This is a genomic window from Camelimonas lactis (genome assembly GCF_004342915.1).
GTDB classification, from domain to species: domain Bacteria; phylum Pseudomonadota; class Alphaproteobacteria; order Rhizobiales; family Beijerinckiaceae; genus Camelimonas; species Camelimonas lactis.
In genome coordinates, this window is record NZ_SLWL01000002.1 from 188,961 (window position 1) to 208,114 (window position 19,154).

At 64.3% G+C, this 19,154-nt stretch carries 26 protein-coding genes; 1 reads left to right on the plus strand and 25 read right to left on the minus strand.

Translation table 11 applies throughout. The annotated features are described in order from the left end of the window. Window positions 1-85 precede the first annotated feature (85 nt). Window positions 86-838 carry a transcriptional repressor LexA gene (gene lexA / locus EV666_RS03775; RefSeq protein ID WP_132003314.1) on the plus strand — a complete coding sequence of 251 codons (753 nt, stop codon included), beginning with the start codon at window positions 86-88 and terminating at the stop codon, window positions 836-838. Between the two features lie 171 nt (window positions 839-1,009). Here the strand turns inward: lexA and EV666_RS03780 are convergent, their stop codons facing one another. The 25 genes from EV666_RS03780 to EV666_RS18860 all read right to left on the minus strand — a co-directional run bounded on the left by EV666_RS03780 (window position 1,010) and on the right by EV666_RS18860 (window position 19,029). Continuing rightward, window positions 1,010-2,392, minus strand: a complete 1,383-nt coding sequence (locus EV666_RS03780; RefSeq protein ID WP_280990820.1) for a ComEC/Rec2 family competence protein — start codon at window positions 2,390-2,392, stop codon at window positions 1,010-1,012. A gap of 190 nt (window positions 2,393-2,582) precedes the next feature. Further along, window positions 2,583-3,107, minus strand: a complete 525-nt coding sequence (locus EV666_RS03785) for a phage virion morphogenesis protein (RefSeq protein WP_132003318.1) — start codon at window positions 3,105-3,107, stop codon at window positions 2,583-2,585. Beyond that, on the minus strand, window positions 3,104-4,405 hold the full coding sequence (locus EV666_RS03790; RefSeq protein WP_132003320.1) for a PBECR2 nuclease fold domain-containing protein: 1,302 nt from the start codon (window positions 4,403-4,405) through the stop codon (window positions 3,104-3,106). Before EV666_RS03790 ends, EV666_RS03785 begins: the two co-directional genes overlap by 4 nt. Then, on the minus strand, window positions 4,402-5,973 hold the full coding sequence (locus EV666_RS03795; protein ID WP_132003322.1) for a phage portal protein family protein: 1,572 nt from the start codon (window positions 5,971-5,973) through the stop codon (window positions 4,402-4,404). Before EV666_RS03795 ends, EV666_RS03790 begins: the two co-directional genes overlap by 4 nt. Then, a complete protein-coding gene (gene terL / locus EV666_RS03800; RefSeq protein ID WP_132003324.1) occupies window positions 5,970-7,625 on the minus strand; it encodes a phage terminase large subunit in 1,656 nt (551 codons plus the stop codon). Before terL ends, EV666_RS03795 begins: the two co-directional genes overlap by 4 nt. Next, the gene (locus EV666_RS03805) at window positions 7,622-8,128 is read right to left on the minus strand and encodes a DUF1804 family protein (protein ID WP_132003326.1); all 507 of its coding nucleotides are present in this window, start codon (window positions 8,126-8,128) and stop codon (window positions 7,622-7,624) included. The genes terL and EV666_RS03805 overlap by 4 nt, the downstream gene beginning before the upstream one ends. Window positions 8,129-8,130: 2 nt before the next feature. Further along, window positions 8,131-8,442: a hypothetical protein gene (locus EV666_RS03810; RefSeq protein ID WP_132003328.1), complete on the minus strand. Its 312-nt coding sequence runs from the start codon at window positions 8,440-8,442 to the stop codon at window positions 8,131-8,133. Next, complete coding sequence (locus EV666_RS03815; RefSeq protein ID WP_132003331.1) at window positions 8,439-8,795, minus strand: DUF2730 family protein; 357 nt, start codon at window positions 8,793-8,795, stop codon at window positions 8,439-8,441. The genes EV666_RS03810 and EV666_RS03815 overlap by 4 nt, the downstream gene beginning before the upstream one ends. Then, window positions 8,792-9,190, minus strand: coding sequence for a hypothetical protein (locus EV666_RS03820; protein WP_132003334.1), 399 nt, complete (start codon window positions 9,188-9,190; stop codon window positions 8,792-8,794). The genes EV666_RS03815 and EV666_RS03820 overlap by 4 nt, the downstream gene beginning before the upstream one ends. Further along, window positions 9,183-9,671: a hypothetical protein gene (locus tag EV666_RS03825; RefSeq protein ID WP_132003336.1), complete on the minus strand. Its 489-nt coding sequence runs from the start codon at window positions 9,669-9,671 to the stop codon at window positions 9,183-9,185. The genes EV666_RS03820 and EV666_RS03825 overlap by 8 nt, the downstream gene beginning before the upstream one ends. A 19-nt stretch (window positions 9,672-9,690) precedes the next feature. Beyond that, window positions 9,691-10,416 (minus strand): peptidoglycan recognition protein family protein, encoded by a 726-nt coding sequence (locus tag EV666_RS03830; RefSeq protein WP_132003338.1) that lies wholly within the window; start codon window positions 10,414-10,416, stop codon window positions 9,691-9,693. A 75-nt stretch (window positions 10,417-10,491) separates the two neighbouring features. Next, a complete protein-coding gene (locus EV666_RS03835) occupies window positions 10,492-10,917 on the minus strand; it encodes a Mor transcription activator family protein (RefSeq protein WP_165909887.1) in 426 nt (141 codons plus the stop codon). Between the two features lie 53 nt (window positions 10,918-10,970). Continuing rightward, the gene (locus EV666_RS03840) at window positions 10,971-11,663 is read right to left on the minus strand and encodes a regulatory protein GemA (RefSeq protein ID WP_132003342.1); all 693 of its coding nucleotides are present in this window, start codon (window positions 11,661-11,663) and stop codon (window positions 10,971-10,973) included. Next, the gene (locus tag EV666_RS03845; RefSeq protein ID WP_132003344.1) at window positions 11,660-11,923 is read right to left on the minus strand and encodes a hypothetical protein; all 264 of its coding nucleotides are present in this window, start codon (window positions 11,921-11,923) and stop codon (window positions 11,660-11,662) included. The genes EV666_RS03840 and EV666_RS03845 overlap by 4 nt, the downstream gene beginning before the upstream one ends. Next, window positions 11,920-12,270, minus strand: a complete 351-nt coding sequence (locus EV666_RS03850) for a hypothetical protein (RefSeq protein ID WP_132003346.1) — start codon at window positions 12,268-12,270, stop codon at window positions 11,920-11,922. The genes EV666_RS03845 and EV666_RS03850 overlap by 4 nt, the downstream gene beginning before the upstream one ends. Beyond that, window positions 12,270-12,536, minus strand: a complete 267-nt coding sequence (locus tag EV666_RS03855; protein ID WP_132003348.1) for a DUF2312 domain-containing protein — start codon at window positions 12,534-12,536, stop codon at window positions 12,270-12,272. Before EV666_RS03855 ends, EV666_RS03850 begins: the two co-directional genes overlap by 1 nt. A gap of 205 nt (window positions 12,537-12,741) precedes the next feature. Further along, window positions 12,742-13,002: a hypothetical protein gene (locus EV666_RS03860; protein ID WP_132003350.1), complete on the minus strand. Its 261-nt coding sequence runs from the start codon at window positions 13,000-13,002 to the stop codon at window positions 12,742-12,744. Between the two features lie 12 nt (window positions 13,003-13,014). Beyond that, window positions 13,015-13,659: a DUF3164 family protein gene (locus EV666_RS03865; RefSeq protein ID WP_132003352.1), complete on the minus strand. Its 645-nt coding sequence runs from the start codon at window positions 13,657-13,659 to the stop codon at window positions 13,015-13,017. Between the two features lies 1 nt (window position 13,660). Continuing rightward, a complete protein-coding gene (locus EV666_RS03870) occupies window positions 13,661-13,936 on the minus strand; it encodes a hypothetical protein (RefSeq protein ID WP_132003354.1) in 276 nt (91 codons plus the stop codon). Next, window positions 13,920-14,279, minus strand: coding sequence for a LysR family transcriptional regulator (locus EV666_RS03875; RefSeq protein ID WP_132003356.1), 360 nt, complete (start codon window positions 14,277-14,279; stop codon window positions 13,920-13,922). The genes EV666_RS03870 and EV666_RS03875 overlap by 17 nt, the downstream gene beginning before the upstream one ends. Continuing rightward, the gene (locus EV666_RS03880) at window positions 14,276-14,857 is read right to left on the minus strand and encodes a hypothetical protein (RefSeq protein WP_132003359.1); all 582 of its coding nucleotides are present in this window, start codon (window positions 14,855-14,857) and stop codon (window positions 14,276-14,278) included. Before EV666_RS03880 ends, EV666_RS03875 begins: the two co-directional genes overlap by 4 nt. Then, a complete protein-coding gene (locus EV666_RS03885) occupies window positions 14,857-15,627 on the minus strand; it encodes an AAA family ATPase (protein ID WP_132003362.1) in 771 nt (256 codons plus the stop codon). Before EV666_RS03885 ends, EV666_RS03880 begins: the two co-directional genes overlap by 1 nt. 47 nt (window positions 15,628-15,674) lie before the next feature. Next, a complete protein-coding gene (locus EV666_RS03890) occupies window positions 15,675-17,867 on the minus strand; it encodes a Mu transposase C-terminal domain-containing protein (protein WP_132003365.1) in 2,193 nt (730 codons plus the stop codon). Beyond that, window positions 17,867-18,715, minus strand: a complete 849-nt coding sequence (locus tag EV666_RS03895; protein WP_132003368.1) for a ParB N-terminal domain-containing protein — start codon at window positions 18,713-18,715, stop codon at window positions 17,867-17,869. Before EV666_RS03895 ends, EV666_RS03890 begins: the two co-directional genes overlap by 1 nt. Then, window positions 18,712-19,029, minus strand: a complete 318-nt coding sequence (locus EV666_RS18860; RefSeq protein ID WP_132003371.1) for a helix-turn-helix domain-containing protein — start codon at window positions 19,027-19,029, stop codon at window positions 18,712-18,714. The genes EV666_RS03895 and EV666_RS18860 overlap by 4 nt, the downstream gene beginning before the upstream one ends. Window positions 19,030-19,154: the final 125 nt, after the last annotated feature.

Genomic DNA, 19,154 nt, shown 5'->3' on the forward strand with positions numbered 1-19,154 from the left:
TAACAGATTCGGCCTGAGCGCTTCGTCCTGACAACCGGCGTCGCGGCGCGCCGCAGGCAGGCCTGTCATCGGGGGATGGACAACAATGTTGACGGCCAAACAGCACGAGCTTTTGCGTTTCATCCATGAACGCCTTCAGGAAACCGGCGTTCCCCCCTCTTTTGATGAAATGAAGGAGGCGCTTGACCTCAGGTCGAAGTCAGGCATCCACCGTCTGATCATGGCCCTGGAGGAGCGGGGTTTCATCCGCCGGCTACCCAACCGGGCGCGGGCCGTTGAAGTGTTGCGCGTGCCCGAGATCCAGCAGGGAGCTGGCGTCAAACCGGCGCAGGCTGGCTTCCGGCCGCGCGTGCTGACGGGCGGCAGGGGCGCCGCGGGCAATGGCGGCGGCGCAACGGCAAACCGCGCAGGCAGCGATGGCGCCGGGCCGGAAACGGCGGATGCGCAGGTCCCGGGAGTCATCGCCGTGCCGCTGATTGGCCGCATCGCCGCCGGTGTGCCGATCAGCGCCATTCAACATCAGGGCGAAAGCATTCCCCTCCCCGCCGGTCTGCTGGGAACTGGCGAACATTACGCCTTGGAGGTGCGTGGCGATTCGATGGTCAACGCCGGCATTCTGGAGGGCGACACGGTGGTGATCCGCCGTCAGGATTCCGCCGACAATGGCGATATCATCGTCGCGTTGATCGATGATGAGGAGGCAACCCTGAAACGTCTGCGCAAGCGGGGGTCCAGCGTTGAACTGGAGGCGGCCAATCCGCAATTCGAGAACCGGGTGTTGCCGGCCGGGCGGGTCAAGATCCAGGGCAAGCTTGTCAGCCTGGTCCGCCGGTACTGAAGGCCGCTCGCCGCAACGCGCCCTGTGCGGCGCGCGAGATCCATGCGGAGATATCGGCCGAGGTGATCTGGCAGCTGAGCTGGCAAGCGATCCAGCAGCTTGATCCAGACATTTGTTCAGGACCTTGCAGATAACAGGAAGCCGCCGCTTCCCGCCGGTTTGCCTGAGCGTTCAATTCGCCAGCGCGGCCGCATCCTCTACAGGCGCCTCGCCATGCGGCTCTGCCTGCAGTTGCGACGTTTGCCCGGGGGCTGACGCGGGCGCGGAGGCGGCGGCTTCCAGGCTCCGCTCCGGCGCCTCCGCCGGGGACGGATTGAAAAAACGGCGGGTGGGCTGACGATAGCGGGATGGCGGCGACGGGGTCCAGGGCCAGTTTTCCTCCGCGAGGCGCGCCCGTTTCACCGTGGCCGTTCCCTCGTGCAGGCGGATGCTGGCGGCGCCCAGTTGCTCCAGCGCGGAGCGGTCGAGCACCACCGCCGCCTGGCAGCCTGCCGGGGCGCGATGCGGCGAGACGACCACGTCGGCGCGGGCGCAATCCTCAAACATGGCCCGCCGCTCCCGGCTCCAGGCCACCGCGCCGCCGTCATCACGCACGGCGATGCAGCCGAGGGAATCGCAGCGCGCGCCAGTCCGCAGGGAGGGATCGGCGGCGGTTCGCGAATCGCCGATGGCGCGCAACCACTGCTCCGCCGTGAACGACGACGGCGTTCCCAGCAGGGTGACGCGCCGCCGTCCTTCCGCGTCACGTCCCGGCCCATGGATCACCAGCGCCCCGCGCCCCTGCCGGTCGGCCAGCACGTCCGGTGGTTGCGTGAGCTGCACCAGCACGACGCCGGCCAGACCTGGCGCGAGGGCGAGCCAGCGCAGGGGCGTGCGCCAGGTAACGAACCAGACGATGGCCGCGCTCAGACATAGCAGCGCGCCGGATCCGGGCGCGGCGATGCCGGCGACCGCATGGGGCGTGGCCGCGATGCGCATGGAGACATACAGCACCGGTTCGGTCGCCGCCCCCATCACCCACCATACCGGCCAGTCGAGGCCAAGCGGCGTCAGCGCCACGCCAATCACGGCGGCGGGCATCACCACCAGTGAGAGAAAGGGCAACGTCATGGCGTTGCCAATCATCCCGAGCGGATAGATCGACTGGAAATGCCAGATGCTGAATGGTCCGGTGGCCATTTCACAGACGAGGGTCGTCAACCCCACGGCGAGCAACGGCGCCGTCACGCGGCGGACGAGGCCAGGTTGCGGGCGGCGCTGGCGCGGCGCCCCCGGGGTGACGGAGCCATGGCCGGCCAGCACGATCAGACCGGCGACGGCGGCGAACGACATCTGGAATCCGGGGCCAAGCAGGCTCTCGGGCTCCCGCGCCAGCACGATCATCGCCGCCACGGCGAGGTTATGCATGGAAAGCGCCGGCCGGTCGACGAGGATTTGTAGGGGGGGGTGATCATTTGCACCCTGATAGGGCGAAAGCCGGCGGCGGCGAACCCGTGACGTGACAAGGGTTTCGGGGGCAAATACGGGCGGCGCGGACGATGATCGCTTTTGCACGGAATATGCAGAACCAGCGCGATCTTCTGCACCTTTCCGATCACAACATGATCACTTGTAAACGTAGGCCGATCATAGCGTTTCACGACCGAAGTGATCGCAAACCGCCGAAAGTTTGAACCAGCCGAACTTTCTGGAAGCGAAAGTTAGAGAACTTTCGGCGCGCCGGCCATTCTGACGCTGTCGCGGCTCACCCATCCAACGCGAACCAATCTTCAGACGTCTCCTGAATAGCGCGTTCGTCCTCTGGGCCGACGCCAATGTATGGCCGGGGCGTCAGCGTCACCGATTGCACAAATACCGCACCGCGCTTGTTCCCAGCGGGGCCTTTCGCTGCCTTGCCGAGCGGGATGCGTAGGGGCGAACCTTCGATCGTCGCGCCGAACTGCTGGGCAGCGGCGTAGACCTTGTTTGGGCCGATGCGAAGCGACCAGCCCTCTACCTGACGGGTCACTGAATCCTTTAGCTCGCCAGAAACGCGAAGGATCGGGGTCGCAGAACCCCGGATCATGACGGTCAGAGGCTTCAGCGGAGCCCACTTCGAACCATCCGGGGCAGTCTGGCTGTCGAAGCGGTCGGCCGTCGTCGCGAGCAAGGCATCTCCGATGTTTTTCAGCAGGCCAGGCGCGATTGTTTCGATCTTGCCCGTCAGCTTCTCAAATTGCAGGAAGCCGGGGCTGTCCGGATCGAATTTGATGGTGATCGGAATGATCATGAGGCGGCCCCGGCCAGCTTCCGCCGATAGAGCATCGCGCCGTGGCGCAGCCAGGCGGCCTGACGTTCAGGGTCAGCGCCGTCCCCCGATGCAGCAAACAGGTTTTCAGCCTCCCAGCCGTTCTGCCCCCATGTGAATACGGCGACAGATGACCTGTCGCCATCGTACCGAATGTATCGGCGACGAAGCACGGGTCGGCTTGTCCGCTCATCCGTTTCCCAGTCCACCCAGATTTCGTCTGGGTCTTTCAGGGCTTCGGCCGCGCGCAGATAGTCGCCGCCAACGGTGCGCTTGATGGCCTTGCCGAGGCCGTCGGACGCCTGAAACATCGCCTCGCTGATGACGACGGCGCCACCGGCTTCGTCACGATAGACGGAAGCACCGTTTTCGCCCCTGCCCGCCCCGAACATGCCCAGCACGGCGTCAACGTAAGTCCCGATCGCCGAACCGGCGGGCAGGTCGCGCACTGCGCTCGCCCGGCCATAATCGCTGAGCGGCGGCAGGGAAACGTCTGGAGCAGCCTCTCCGGCGGCTGGCAGCGGCCGTTGAAGCTCGGGGGGCACAAGCCCGCGCTCCCAGCTGTCGCCAGGCATGTGATCCCACCCGAAATCGATTCCGGATGGCACCATGACCGTCTCGCCGGTCTTCGGATCAACCACGCCATGCAGGTTCAGCGGCGGCGCATCGTCGATCATGGAGGCTTTGCCGCGCTTTTCCTGCTCGCGGGTCGCTTCGCGCCTGGAAAGCGGGCGGATACCGCAGGAACACAGCCAGCCATTCGGCGGAAAATGTGTCTTCCACCATGGATCATCATGCAGAAGGACAAGTCCGTCCCAGTCTGCATGCTCTTCGCGGGGTTTCAGCGGCTGGCGAAGGTCGGCATGGCGATACATCCAGTATGGCCGGAGCGCCAACACGTCCGGATCGCGCAGCTGCTTCAGCCGGCCGGCCATTCTGGAGGTGCGGATATTGGTCTCGTAGATGACGCGTGTCCGCCAGGCAGTGTTGTTCTCGCCTGCCCCGCCAATCCAGCCGTGCTTCGCAACCGTCCTGTCAAAGTCCTTCCGGAACTCTTCCAGCGTGGTGCCTCTGGCAATCGCCTTGTCGATCGCTGCGCGCAGCTCTGTAAGAACGGCCTCCTTTTCCACGCCAGCGACGACAAAGGCGCGATCATGGGCATTGCCGGTCAGCTCGCGCCACGATTTGGACGGTAGCGAAACCTTCTGCCGGAAGAAATCGGCCTGCTCTTTGAAAACGACGTTGAAATCGTCAGCGAAGCTGCGGGGATCGTCCGTCATGGCGCATCGCCGTCGCCGATATCGTCGATGACCGACGCACGGCCTTGCAGATCCGCGAGCGCGAAGGCGTCACCAAGCAATGCGCCCAGCTCTGCGGTGTCCAGGTCAGGGTAGATTTCCAGAAGTGCGTCCGGCAGATCGGCCAGGCTCCCGCCCCTGGCGATCAGATCATCCATGGCCTCACGGATGCGCTCGATCCACGCCGCCCGCATCGGGGCCGAGGCGTCAATCAGCTGGTCGAGCAATGGCCGCTGATCTGGCCCTGCGAATGATGGTGAACCGGCATTGGGCTTGCTCCCGGAAGGCGGCGGAACCGGCGTGCAGACGACAATCGGCCGCTCCATGATTTCCGTCAGCGCCTCGGCCATGTTCTCCGGCGCGAAACCGTTCGATTGCATCTTGAACAGGGTGTTGATGTCGGCGGCGCGCCGTTGCGCCCGAGCCGTCTTCGCTTCCTCTTCGGCCTTCACGTTGGATGGACGAAGCCGCTGGATCGACGGCGGATGCGCATCAGGAATATTGTATTCGCAAATCCACCGGACAACGGAATCCTGCAACGTGGCGCTGACCAGATCAGCATCGCCATCGATCAGCTCATCTTTGGTGTCGCGGTGCACCTCAGCCGCCGCCCGCGATCCATTGCCGCCGACGTTGGTGGTCAGCGTCTCGCCCAGAACTGTTTCAGCAGTCTGCTCGTCCCAATAACGGCACCACGATTCGTGCGTCAGGGTGCCAGACAGGGCCGCCTGCGCGAACATGACTTCGGTGCCAGCCGGCACCGCCATGGCGCCGCCTGCGATGGCACCGGCCAGGGCATCCAGCAACCGGTTCTGGTCAGCGGGCAACGTGCCAACAGGATACTTGGCGACGGGCAGAGGCATGGCAAAGCGCTCCAGCGCCTTCAGCCAGAACGCCACGCCCTCACGCTTGAACAAGGTATGCCAGAACAGGATGCGGCCGAGGCCAAAGCCGTAAGGATCGGAGGCATCGTCCTGGTCGAAGCGGTGCACGATAGCCTTCCGCTCCGGCCACGGCTCGCCATCGAGCATGTGTTGCCGCGTCAGCAGGCGCGGCTTCCAGTCGATGTCAAAAACCACGCGGGTCTGATCGATCTTCTGGATTTTGGTCGGGACGATCTCGAAGCCGTCGCGATCCCACACTGTATCCTGGACAGAAAACCCCATCAGGGTGGCGTCCAGCATGTTGAGCGTGATCTGATCGAACGGCAGGCGGGTGAAAATGCGGTCAACCAGCTCGGCCGCGCGCATGTCCACCGCTTCTTCCGACGCGGCCTTCACGGTCCATTCGCGGGCGATCAGGGCGCGCTTGCGCTTCTGCAGCGTGGTGAAGGCCCGGCCATCGCGCAGCACCTCCCGGTACAGTTCAATGCCCTTGCCGCGCTGGATCAGAACATCATCGGTCGGGCGCAAGGCGCCCGAATAATGCGGGATGTTGATGTCGTTGCGTGCATGGGCAAACAGCGCGCGACTGGCGGCCGGCAGATTCTTGCGCGGCTCCTGAGCTTCGGCCATGTTCACGACGGCTTTGCGCCGGGGCTTTTTGCTCATAGCCGGTATCCCTGCATGATGGTGCGGGCTGGCGCGGCATTGCGACCGCCCAAGATGGCGTCAGGGCGCAGGCCGCCTGCCCCATGCGTGATAGCAAGCGACCAGAGCATTTCAAGGCAGTCGGGGCCGTCGTCGTGGGCAGCGTTCGGCCACTGTTGCAGCTGCTCGCGCAGGGTTGTCTGCGAGATATGCAGGCGGATCAGACCGCTGGCGAGCTGGGGTTGTAGCCGCTCGATACGCAGATGCTTGTCTGCGATCGGCATGATGGGCATGGCAGGCAGCGGAACGCCCTGCTTGGCGGCCCTGACCATGATTTCGGTGCGCAGGAACTCCTGAAACTGGACGCTCTCCACGCCCCAGAGCACGCAATTCCATTCGCGCTGCATGGCGATGACGTCTTCGCAGATGACGTCCGGCAGGCGCTTGCGAATGGAAGCCTCAACCACGTCGAGCACGCCCGTCGAACGGTCGAATCCGCCGACAAGGATGGCGCTCGGGTCCCGGCTCTTGCCATGCTTGCCCAGCGACGGGTCCACGGCCCCGAAAAACATCCAGTTCTGGAGCTTCTGCGCCCAGAAGATGATGTTTTTGAAGGGGGAGCCATCGGCTACCGGGTCGTTCTGGTCTTCTGACAGGAAGCTGTCCTCGCTGGTCGCCCGTTTGTACATGAGCGAGACAAGCGATTTGACGGCCGGCCAGAACAGGACAGCGCCAGCGTCCATGGCGGCGCGATTGGTCTCATAGAACGCCTTCGCGACATCCTCGCCATCGTTCAAAGCGATTTCCGTGAACGCATCCCATGCCGCCATGTCCTCGGGGAAGGTCATGATGGCGCGCCAGGTGTGCAGCTCCCAGCCAGCGCGGTTGCCCAGGCGGCGCAACACGGCGTCGTAGTGCAGCAATGTGCCGACGATGATCAGGTCCAACGATCCGTCCGCCGGCCCCAGCGGTTCGACCGCCTTCAGCACCCACGATTCCAGCTTGCTCCGGAACTCGGGGCTGCGGACGTTCTCGTCATTCTCGATATCGTCGAGGATGACCAGGTCGGGACGGTGCGGACCATGGCGGCGACCGCGCACCTTCTGGCGGCTGCCGACAGCCTGGAAGCGCACGCCGTTACGGGTGACCATTTCGCCTTCGCGCCACGTGCGACCCTCGCCGCAGCACTCCGGAAAGTCCATCTGCAGGCGCGGATTGTCCTCCAGCTCGACCTTGATGGCCTCCAGCATCAGCGCCGCCTGTTCATAGGCGTCCATGCCGATGATGATGAACTTCTTCTGGCCGGTGATCGCCGCATACAGCGTGCCGATCTGCGTCAGCATGGTCGATTTGGCCGAACCGCGCGGCGCCATCTCGACCAGGCGCGCGCCGCGGCGACCGGGTTTGCTGTCGGCAAGAATCTGCGGGAACCGTTCGAACAGGTGGAGGTGAAGCAGGTTCGGCGCCGACTTGATGTAGTGCGGGAAATAGGTCTCAACGAAAAACCTGTATCCGGTGACGGGATCGCGCACCTTCGCGATCCGTTGGCGACGCGCCGCATCGTCAGCCGGGAATCCGTCAACCTCGGCTTCGATCTTCCGGCGCAACTGATCCTGAAGGCCGGTCACGGCCTCGCGGAAGGCTGTCGGCGTCAGGCGCGTGACAGTGCTCATGATCCATACGCCTCCGACAGGTGGACGCTGAACGGCTCCAGCATTTCAACGAAGGCGTTGACGACGTCGCCGCTGTAATTCTCGCGCACGAACTCGGCCTGGCGCTTCAGGACGTCCATGGCGACACCGAGCTGCGAGGTTTTCGGTGCGATCCGGCCCGACGAAGACACCATCTTGTTAAGAGCGTCGGCCAGGCTGGCCATCAGCTTCACGCGTTCGGCCGGCGCCACATCCGGATCGCCCTTCAGGGCGTCGATCGTCGATTGGTACAGCACCATGAAATCTTCCAGCGCCGCGCCAACCAGCATCTCCATACCCTCGCCGGCCAGCGTGCTCGCGGCGCGGCTGACATCCCAGTCGTCGCCGCGCTCCTTTGCATCGCGTTTCCAGCGCCGCAGGGTCGGTTCCGATACCGTCAGAGCGATGGCGATTGTGGGCAGGCTCTGACGCTGGTTGACATAGAGCTTCCGGGCATTGCGCCGGATGACGTCGTCATGGGCCATGGTCAATCCGTGGAGAAAGGCCCCTTCACGCGGGCGAGCTTCTGGCGACCAGCGACGTGGTTCAGGCCGTCGCGGGTAATCTGGGCGAGCAACCGGGCGTGCGTCTGGAACATCTGCACCGCCTGCACCTGCACAAGATCGTTCAGCAGCTGCTCAACCGCTGCATCCGACTTGCGGTGGCCCCAATCCCCCAGAGCTGTCACCAGCTGTTCAACGCTCATGGCGCCGCCAGTCTGTTTCGACAGTTCGTTGAGGATCGCCAGGCGGGCGTCTTCCAGGTCTTTTTCCGCGTAGGTCAATGGACGCATGCTCATGCCGATCCACTCCGGTTAGATGATGCGATCAGCCATTCGTCGACCCGCTCCATGACACGGTGCAGGGACTGTACGGACGCCTGAACGGCTTTCAGATCGCCGCCGACTTCGCCAACGCGGTCAGCCATGGCGCGGAAATCATCCGCTGACGGCAGGTGTTGCACTTCAACGACGACTTCATGGAGCTTTCGCTCCGCCGCAAGGAGACGAAGGTCCATCTCCTGCAAGCGACGGTTGATGTTGACGCCGTCGCCGGTAACGGCGCGGCGGATACTTCCGATCAGGATTCCCGCCATCCCGGCGACAATGCCGAAGAACAGGAGGGCGCCACCGTCGAGTTGCACCGGGATCATGCATGGTCATCCGGGATTTGAATTGCCGATGGCTGAAGCCGGCCATCCTTTACGGCCCGCATTTCCGCGATCATCCGGCGCATCTGGTTCCTGAGCAGGTCAACGCTCGTGGTCAGATCGCCCAGTTGCTCACGGAGGGCGGCGTTCTCAGCGAGCAGCTGGCGCACCTGCTCCCGGAGGGAGCCTTCAGAGGCCGTCAGGCTTTCAATCGCCTTGATGAGCCTGTCCTGAAATTCGGTCGCCTGCTGCTCGCGCCGGCCGGCGGCGAAGATGGTGGCGCCACGGGCGATCAGGATGAATGCCAGCGCCAGCGCCAGCATCACCGCGACGATGATGGCGCCGGCCGGCCCGGTCGCCTCAATCACCCGTGACAGGAAGGCTGCAACTTCAGCCATCAGCCGATGCGATCTGGTTCAGCCGCGCGGCGACCATCTCGGCGATCATGTCGTCACTCAGCTTGAAATGCTTGATGGCGTCAGGAACGGCGTTGACCACATAGGAAAGACCGTCAGAAATGACCTTCGATTTCACGTCGACAATCAAGGGGCCAGTGGCGGCGTCGATCCGCTCCAGAGCCGCGTGAACGCCAGTCATGATCGCAGCCTGCAATGCATCGCGCTGGCGCTGGTCGATGGACACGCCGAACCATTTGTTCACGCGGACGCTCAGGAAGCCGATGGCAACGGCGACGACGGCGCCGATGGTCGCGGTAATCCCCGACAACACCATGTCGGTGACGGGCGTGAGGTTGACGGTGGTCACGTCGGCCCCGGCAAGCGGGAGCGGACAGGTCGCGGCATTGGCAAACGCCAATGGCAGGGCGACCGACAGCACGATCGCTACGCACAAGAGTGCAAAACCAAGAATACGGCGCATGAAAGCCTCCGGGGGCAGGTCAGGCCGCGATGACGGCGGCGCGGAAAAGGTCGCCAACCGCCTTGGCGCCAGCGACGGACGGGTCCCATGGCAAGCGCGCAATGTCCCATTTGCCGCGTTGGACAATGCCCAACGTGCCCTGAACTTCCGCGTGGCTGAGAACAGTCTTCGGCGACACCGTGATCCGGTAGCGACGGCAAAGGACGGCGACGGCGCGCGCCGCCAGGTCCCACTGGGCGCGGGTGATGGGGTAGCGCCCGGGACTGAATGGCTGCTCGACAGCTCCGGCCATGCCGCAGATTGCGATGCCAATGGAGCCTGAGTTGCAGTTGAGGGTGTGGGGAGCGTACCGCGCCTTCAGGCCACGGGCGTCGTTCTGATCAATCGACCGCAGGCCGCGAACCAGCTTCGGGCTGGCGTCAATCAGGACGTGATAGTGGTCGCGGTCGTTTTCGGACGCCGTGCCGGTTCCCGCCGTCCAGTGCAGGATGACGCGCAGCATCTGCGCATCTGGCAACCAGTCAGCCGGGATGGTGTCGTTGGCCGGCTTTGCGATCTTGGCCGCGACAGCGCGGTCCAGAGCTTCAAGCGTGCGGGCGCCCGGCAGGATGGGATCGCCTTCCAGCCCAGATTTGACCTGGAACTGTTTCAGCGCTGACAGCGTATAGCCGCCAAAATCGTTGTCGATGTTTCGGGTGTAGAGACCGATCGCCTGGAGCGATCGTTGCAAGTCTTCGACGTCCATGAGCCGGCTCCGGTTGACAGGAGCCGATCATGTCGGGGCGCACAGAGGCCCGTCAGGTGAACATGACGGGGGGCGTCACTCGCCGGTGAAATCGAAGATCGTGATCTGACGGGAATCCAGCGGACGCCGCATGGCCTTCGGGCGGGGCGTCGTGCGGAGTAACTTATAGATGTGGCGCTCTGTCAAGCCGAGCGTCCTGGCGATCTCGGCAGTGCGCATGCCCTCCTTCGCCAGTTCACCGGCCAACCTGTGTCGCGCCGCTGCCGTCAGCATTTCCTTCGGAACGGCCACAACCTCGCCGCCGAAGTTACGGCACAGGGCGACGGCGAGGTCATGGCCGATTACTGTCAGGGGATGATCGTCACGCAACGTCGCCGGGACATAAACTTCCGTGCCGCCGAAGGCGGCGACCAGCGCCCGCGCCGCGTCCACGCCAAGGTGCTCGGCCACGGGCCTGATGCTCTCCGCAAGGTCGGGGATTTTGACAAACATGCTGGTCATGGCCTGCATACCTCGGCAGGGAGCCGATGGCTCCACCTGCCCGTCCGGATGGTTCACGCGGCGGATTTCCGGGTGTTCGGTTTCATCGCCGCACGGATACGGCGGCCGAGCATGCGGGACACGCCATCCAGCTCGACCGCAGTCAGGCTGGGATCGTCCACCCGACGCAGGTCCCGGCCGATATGAGTTTCAATGACGGTTTGCAGGCCGCCGCCGCCCGCAGCGAACACGACGCCTATGGCCTGAAGCCGCGCCCACTGGGCGCGGATGACGGCCAGCTTGCGCTCTTCCAGCGAGGCGCTGGCCTTGCCAGGCCATTCCACGTCCGCCGTCCTGGCCAGCCAGGCCTTCAGGGCTTCGATCACGGCCGTCGCCGTTTTCGGATCGGTGAGCCAGACCGTGCGCTGGATGTTCGTCTGGCGCTCGACAAACGCGCAGCAAGCCGCATCCGTCCTGTCCTGAACAACGCCAAGATTGTAACCGGCGATCCAGAGCGCCCGGATGATCGGGCCATATTTCCCCGTCATCGGCACGGCGCGCGCATGGGCTGCGGTGCGCGGAGCCATGCCGCGCAGCTGGTCAATCAGCCGCCCAGCCTGCGCCGCCGTCAGTTCCTTCGAGCTGCTGACGCCATGGCTGGCGAGAAGGTCGCGGTAGGCGCCATCGCCGATGGCGGCCTGCCCTTTCAGGACGTGGATGGCGCGGATCTGCGCTGGCTGGATTATCTGGCGGACATGACTGTTCATCTATCGTCCCCATAGGTGAGAAGCCCGGCAGGCTTCGGCAACGCAGGTTGTGCGTTGCTGCTCTTCCTCTGCTTCTGGGCCTTTTTCTTCGCTGCATCCTGCTCGTGCTGGATGTCCCTCAGGTCGCTGATGAGGTGGCCAAGCTGCATGGGATCATCGACCGATAAGGTGATGACCAGGGTGGACGCTCCGCTGGAGCTGGTGGTGGAGCGAAAGGATTTCAGAGACGCCTCTTCCGGGCGCCAGAAGATACTGGTCATGCCCTGCCCTCCGCAGCGGCCACCGGAAGCGGCATCCAGAACGCTGGCGGGCTGCTGAACGGATGGCCGTAGGTGTTGCACCAGCCCAGATCGCCCTTCCATTTCCCCAGCTCGACGTGCTCGGACACCCAGCTGAAGGGTTTCCAGATCAACAGAAGGCGGGTGCCATCCTTGGGGGCGGTTTCAATCGGCCGCCGGCTGGTGATTTGCAGCGCCTGGTAGTTCGTCTTCAGGCCCTTCAGGGCGGCGCGGTATCCCGACAGCCATTCAGCTGACCGGGCTTCGTGGGCGGCGACGGCCTCCGCGTTGGCGAGGCCGACCGTGATCAGGTCAAGAGCGTCCGTCATCACGCCATCCCCAATGCCTGCAGGTACAGTTCAAGGATCGCGTCCTCTTCCTGCCGTTCTGCCTGATCCTTTTTCCGGATGCGGAGGATGTGGCGCACCGCCTTGGAATCGAAGCCCCGCCCCTTCAGCTCGGCGAACACCTCTTTGATATCGCCAGCAATGCCGGCTTTTTCCTCTTCCAATCGCTCCAGCCGCTCGATGAACTGCTTCAGCTCGTCTGCGGCGACGCCCGTATCGGCAACGTCTGCCATCGCTGGATTGCTCATGATTTCCGGTCTCCGGATGCTCTGGTGTCGTAGACGCGGAGGCAGTGCTCCGGGCAGTACGACGAACCGGGTTTCACCGTGGCGCCGCAGACGTGGCGGTCGCCGAATGCGTCGGGCCGGTGTTTCTCCCGCCCCGACCGGACTGGCTCGGGCGTCGGCACGAACCAGCGGCAGTGGCTGCGGCGCGCAGCCAGGAGCGGGATGCTCATGTCACCCCGTCCTCATGGATGATCTCGCAGTCAGAGGCGGGCACAGCGAACACCAGGCCATCGTCTGTCAGGATGCGGACATGGCTGTCGGAGGTCGCGCCAGTCACAGTGGCGCGGAAGGTCATGTCGCCCCGCTCCCAGTCGAACGTGCTGACCTTGACCGGCGAGCCTTTCGGGATGCGCCGCGCCAGTGGAACGACCGGCGCCCGGTGACGCTCGGAGGAAGACTTGACCGTGGGCTGATAAGGCGTCGTCATTGGCTTCCTCCCTCACGCCGCTGCAAGGTTGATGGTCACGGCCTCCCAGGACGCACCTTCGTCATCGCGCCGGTAGAACCTCACGTATTGCTTGGTGCCGACGACGCGGATGGCGTCACGGATGGCTTCCATGGCCCGCGCCCAACGCGGATCGTCGATTTCGAGCCGCAGAAGGCTGAACAGCTCGGCGCGGTTGATCTGCTGGCGCTCGACGTTGAAAACGCGGTTGACCAGCGCCCGCAGTTCCGGGCGGCTTTCCGCACCCCATTCAACAAGGCACTCGTCCACCAGCTTCTTGGCGGCCTGTAGCTCAGGGCCGAAGTCGAGCTGGTCAGCGATCTGCACCTGAATTTTCAGGGTGCCGTCGAAGCTCATGAAGGTGACGTTGCCCTTCGGCCCACCAGCACGGGCGCCGTAGTTCTGTTCCAGCAGGCTCTGGAAGGCCGCCAGATCAGCGAAGGTGTGACCCTTGAACCGGCGGATGCGCGCTGACAATTCGTCGGCGTGGCCAAACACGTTGCGGACCATTTCATCTTCCAGCAGGTGCTGGGGCTTCACGGTCGAAACCGGCTGGAGCGCGCCCCTGGCGTCGCGCATGTATGTCTTGCCGTCGATCTCGACAGCGCCGGGCCGCCCGGCGTCGATCTGTTCGTTCATTTCAGGAATCCTTCTGGGGCAGGTCGCGCACGGGCAAAACGACCAGGTTGCTGCCGGGCTGCGCTGCGAGGTGGCGCAGGTCGATGGTGTCGGCGGCCGGGCCAGCGGACTGCTCCAGCTGACCGACACGACCGCGAATTTCGTGGATGGCGCCGGCGATATGCCTGCGCATGCCGGGATTGATGTGCATCCAGCCCTCACCCCCCGCGAACAGGCCGTGGATGATGTCCAGAACCTGCGTCAGGTTGGTCGGCTGGGTGTCAGAAAGCGCCGTCATCGTGCTTCCTCCGCTCAGGGTTGAACTGGCACTGCCGGCATGCCTGCCAGTGCCGGGCTTCGGCACGGCGCGACGTCGGCAATGGACGGGTGCGAAAATCACGGCAGGCGCTGGCCGCGATGTCAGAGCCAAGAAACGGGCAGTGCTGCTGGCCGCCGAAGGCCTCGACGATCTGGGCGCGCAGACGCCGGGTGTCGCCAGGATATTTGCGGGCCAACACCAGGGAGATGCTGGGCCGTTTGTACCCAAGCCGCCGCGCCACAGCGGCGATGGAGCCAGCCTCGGATATGGCCTGCTGAAGGATCGCCATGGCGGCGTCGTCGAGTTGCGGATAGGCCATCATGACGCGGCCTCGCGCCGGATATCCTCGCCGGTGTTGTGGTCGCGGATATTGATGCGGCCGATCACGGATGGCGCCACCGGCCCGGTGTCTTTCGTCAGCGTCCAGACGATCCGGCCGCGCGACAGGGGCGACACGCCAGGAGCACGCTCGGCCCGTTCAGAGAGGTATCCAACATCCGCCAGCCGCCGGAAAAAGATGCTGAGGCGATCTTCCGGAGCCTTGTCCGTCTCCAACGCGGCGAGCATCGCGATTTCGGGCACGGTGAACCGCTTGCGGATGCGCATGGCGTTCCATGCCCGCTGGGTGAACGAATTGTGCCTGTAGGGTCCATTCCGTGGCGAGCGCGTCACGCCAACCTTGATCGCCCTGCCCTCGGCGAGAAACACCTTGCCCTCATGGGCAAGGGCGAAGTGCCCCGGGCGAATACGGACAATGAGGCCGCGCCCGACGAGCTTGCTGGTTGCGTGGACGATCGCCGCCCGCTTGATGGGCAGATGAGCAACCAGCGCATCCAGAGTGGTTTCGCCGTTGCCGATAGCGCCGAGGATGGCGACCTGATGGGAATCGTTGACGGCCATCACACCGCCTCCGGAACGTGAATGGCCTGGCCAGTGCGGCGATCATGGATCAGCACCTGACGCGCCATGGCCGCGAGCTTCACCGGGTTTTCGGCCGTCGCGCCGTTGCGCTTGCCGAACCGCTCGACCGACGCGATGGCTTCAAGGATTTCGCGGTTGTAGCCATCGGTGGCGCGCAGGATGAAAGCGACCAGATCATCGGCAACCGGCACTTCGCACAGGCCGTCCACCATCCGCCGCACGTCCGCCAGGCTGGCTTTCTCAAACTTGACGTACTGGCTGATGCGCGACGCCACCTGCGGGAACCGCGTCAGGTTGGTGCGAATGCGCCCCATCCCCACCAGGATGAAGGGAATGTCGCCGATATCGCTGAAGTCGCGGATGCTTTCGATAATCTCAGCAGAGCGCGAGATATGGTCAGCCTCGTCGATCACGACGCCAAACTGACGCGAAGCCATCGCGGCCGAAGACTGGCGCTGCATCAGCGCTTCCATTGCGAGGCCGAAGCCTTTCTGGAAGGAATGCGGGGCCGGAATACGAAACTCCGCCAGCAGATCGCGCATGAACCACGACGGGGTCCATTCCTTCTTCGCCCGCAGATACAGGGCGCCCGTCTGCGTCGCCCAGCGATCAAGCCCCGTCGTCTTGCCAAGGCCCGGCTCGCCATCGACCACCATCAGGCAGGCCTCTGACGCGCCCCGGCGCGCCATTTCCTTGAGCGCCGTCTGAAATCGTGCTGAGTTTTCGGTCTCAATGAATGCTGTTTTCATGTCTGTCCCCGGACATGCAGAAGAATGGTCGCCGCCCCCTGTCGGGATCAGGCGGCCCGTTCGTTCGGATCGCGCGCGAGAGCGCGCAGTGCGTCGATGTCCACGCCGCGCATCGCCAGCAGCGAGCGGGAGGTGTGATCCATCAGTTCAGAGCGGATGAATTCGCGGTCGGTCTGGGTGACCGCATCCGGATGGGCGACGACCCATTGCGCGAAGGCGATGTCGTCGGCGAAGATCGGCCGGCCATTCGCGCTCATGCGCGTCTCAACCGGCGCAGGCGCCACGGCGACCAGTGGCAGATCGGCTTCAGGATCAGGGGTCGCCGCCAGCGGCGGCGCCAGCCGTGCAACCCCTGACAGCTGGCCCGGACGGTCACCGGCGCCACCGTCAATGACGCCAAGCGGCCTGAACTCGGCTTCGATTTCCGCCAGCTTGTCCCCGACACGCCGGACGCGGCCCCGGTAGCGGTCCCGCTCTGCCTTCTGCAGGCGGTTTTTCGGCACGTAGTCGACGGTGTTGGCTTCAAATCCGGCGACGCAGATCAGTTGGCCCGGCTCGCGCTCGCCGTCCACGATATCGATCTTGCGGACCCACACCTGCGAGCCATCGGCGATGTCGTAACCGACGATGACATCCTTGCCGTGCCAGTCTTCCAGCGCCTGCGAGAAATAGGTGTTGTTGTTGATCTTGACCGTGCAGCGGCTGCACTTGCGGATTTCGTAGGGGCGGAACATGTCCGCCAGCTCGGCCGCGTCCGGAACGATGGCTTGGAAGCCCTGTCCCACGTGCGCGGCCCATGCCTCGGCCGGCGATGCATGCCGGCGCTTGCCGGTGTGCGGACACGTGATCTTCGGCAAACCACGATGCGGCCGGTTATTGTATTCCTGAATGGCGTCTTCGACGGCCCAGACGAAGTCCGACCACTCGGGCAGCGTGCGGCTGGCGCCGAACAGGGCGATTTCCCGGCGCGTTGTCTTGTAGGCGGCAAGGCGCGCCTCGCGGTCCATGTCGCGCCCGGTATAGGTTTCATTGCGTTTGGCGACGCGAACCCACAACCGCTGGAAGCGCTCCACATTGCCCTTGGCCTGGGCGTTACGGGGCCGCGTCAGGTCATGGGTGACGCCCATGCGGGACAGAATGCCGACCAGTGGCGCATCCATGGCGGCGTTGCGATAGCCAGGACCACGGTCGGAATAGAAGATGGCGGGAACACCGAACCGCTGCACCGCGCGGCGCAGGGCGTCGGCCACAACCCACGTGCTTTCCGAAAGGCCTGCCGACCAGCCGACGCAGGCGCGCGTCGCCGCGTCGATGATCGACGTGATTTCCGGCTTGAACGGGCGGCCGTGGATCGGGTGAGCTACCTCCCAATCCGCTGTGGTGCCGTCCGCGACATATACGGATGTCGGCAACAACATGGAGGCGTCGCGGGAGACGTAGGCTTGCAAGCGCCGGATGGCGATCTTGCCCTCGCGTCCTTTCGCTTGCTCAACAGCGCTGAGCCGGTCCATTGCGCGGCGCACCTGGTCGATGCTCGGACATGGCGCGCCCGGCGGCAGGGTTTTGCGATAGTCGTCGAGCGCTTCGGTGAGCGTTGGCTTTGATGGGCGGGAATAGTGCATCACAAAGCCCTCAAACCATGCAGGAAGATCGGATTTGGAGCGGCTGAGCGCTGGCGCCAGGGCCGGCACGCCGCCGCTTTCGCGGGCTGAAAACCACGACAGGATAGAGCGCAGGCCAACGGTGGCCTTGCCGCCGCTACGGTCGTTGGCGCGGCGCGCCAGATCGGTCAGCTGAGCGTCAGCGCAACCATGCTTGAGAGCGACGACGATCTGCGCCGCCGTCGCCTTGCGGCCCTTGCCGGATACCAGCGCCCGGCGCTCGATCTCCAGCAGCAGCGCGGCCCGCGCTTCCATGGTCTGGCGCTGACGCGCCGTCAGATTGCGGGTGACCTGCGCGCCGATCTGACGCTTTTGCGTCTCCGCCGCTGCATCCACCTCCTGCATTTCGGCGGCGACCAGAGCCGTGGATTGCGCACGGTTCTCCAGCTCGTGCCGGACGGCTTCCGGAAAAGCACGAACGTTGATCAGGTAGCCGCCGCCCTTTCCCGGTCTGGGCAAGACAAGCTCGGGCATCCGCTGGCGCATCGCCCCGATCCAGTCAGAGGCGGCCGCCATGTTCTGCGGCATGTCCGCAATGCCGGCTGCAACGATGTCGCCTGCTGACCACCACGTTTGCATCAGACTTCCCCGGTAGCCTTGAGCATGGCGATGAAGCGCTGCCGGTCATGGTCGCTGGCGCAGAGCCAGGCCTTTGACAGGGCCTTGTAGTTCGCCTCTGGGTCAGTGGGTTTGGCAGGGCGTGCGGGCGCAATCCCCAGCGCGGCCTTCGCGGCGTCCACGGTCTTCGCGCCGTCCAGCAGCTTGTTAGCGATGGCGATCTGATCGGCTGGCTTTTCGACGGCGAGCGCATGCAGCACACGGGTTGCGCCTTCGAAATCAGAACCACGCAGGGCGTCGCGGGTTTCTGGCGTCAGGTGACCGCCGATGGCGACGGCGATCTGAACAGAGCGCTCAGAAAGGCCGCTCGCCTCCGCTGCTTCCCGGGTGAAGCGAACATGTCGCAACGGTTGCGATAATTCGCCTTGGCCAAGTCGCAACGGTTGCGACTTGCTCGCATCGGACAGCCGATCACCACCATGGCGGGTTTCCGGATACATCCGTTCCCAAATTTGCTTGCGCTCATGGAGGAAAACGCTGCGGTCGATGACGCTCAGTTCCCGCCGACGCAGGTTCTCGTCGATCTCAACCATCCGGGCGCCGTCCGCATCCAGATGTCGGATGACGGCTTCAATCTCTGTCCATCCGAGACTGGCGGCGGCTTCGATGCGATGCAGGCCAGCGACCAGCGCATGGTCACGCCCTTGCACGGGCGGGATCGGGCGAACAATGATCGGTGCGAGCTGGCCGCGCGCCTCCATGGAGGTGGCGATTTCTTCGACCGCTTCCGGCGACGCTGGGCGCAGCCGATCGACAATCGCGATCCGGTCGAGGGCGAGCTTGATGGTGACGCTATCCTGACCGCTCATGCCGCCCTCCTCGTCTTACCGCGAGAAAGGGCAATGCGCTGGTACGGCGTCAGGTGTCTTGGGCGATCCGCCTCATCGTACCAGTGCGGCCAAAGCGCATGACATCTTTGACCGATTGAGCGGGCGATGATCGCGTGCGCTCTCGGATGCAGCTTGTACAGCGATGCCTGGAGCGTGGATGCTCCAAAACCGTGCTGAAGAGAAAGCGCGCGAAGTGACGTACCTGTCTTCCGAACAGCGGCAAGAATGTCCTGATGATGCCAGCCAGGCGACAAGTTTGTATCTCGCATGGGGGTTGATTCCATGATACCCATCTTTGTGCGATCAGACTTGTCTGATTTAGACAAAAATGGGTGTTTAAGTCAACCAGGAATGTCCATCCAATGACAGAATCGTCCAGCCGACGCCGGCGTGGGTTTGCCACCTTCGGGGAGCGGCT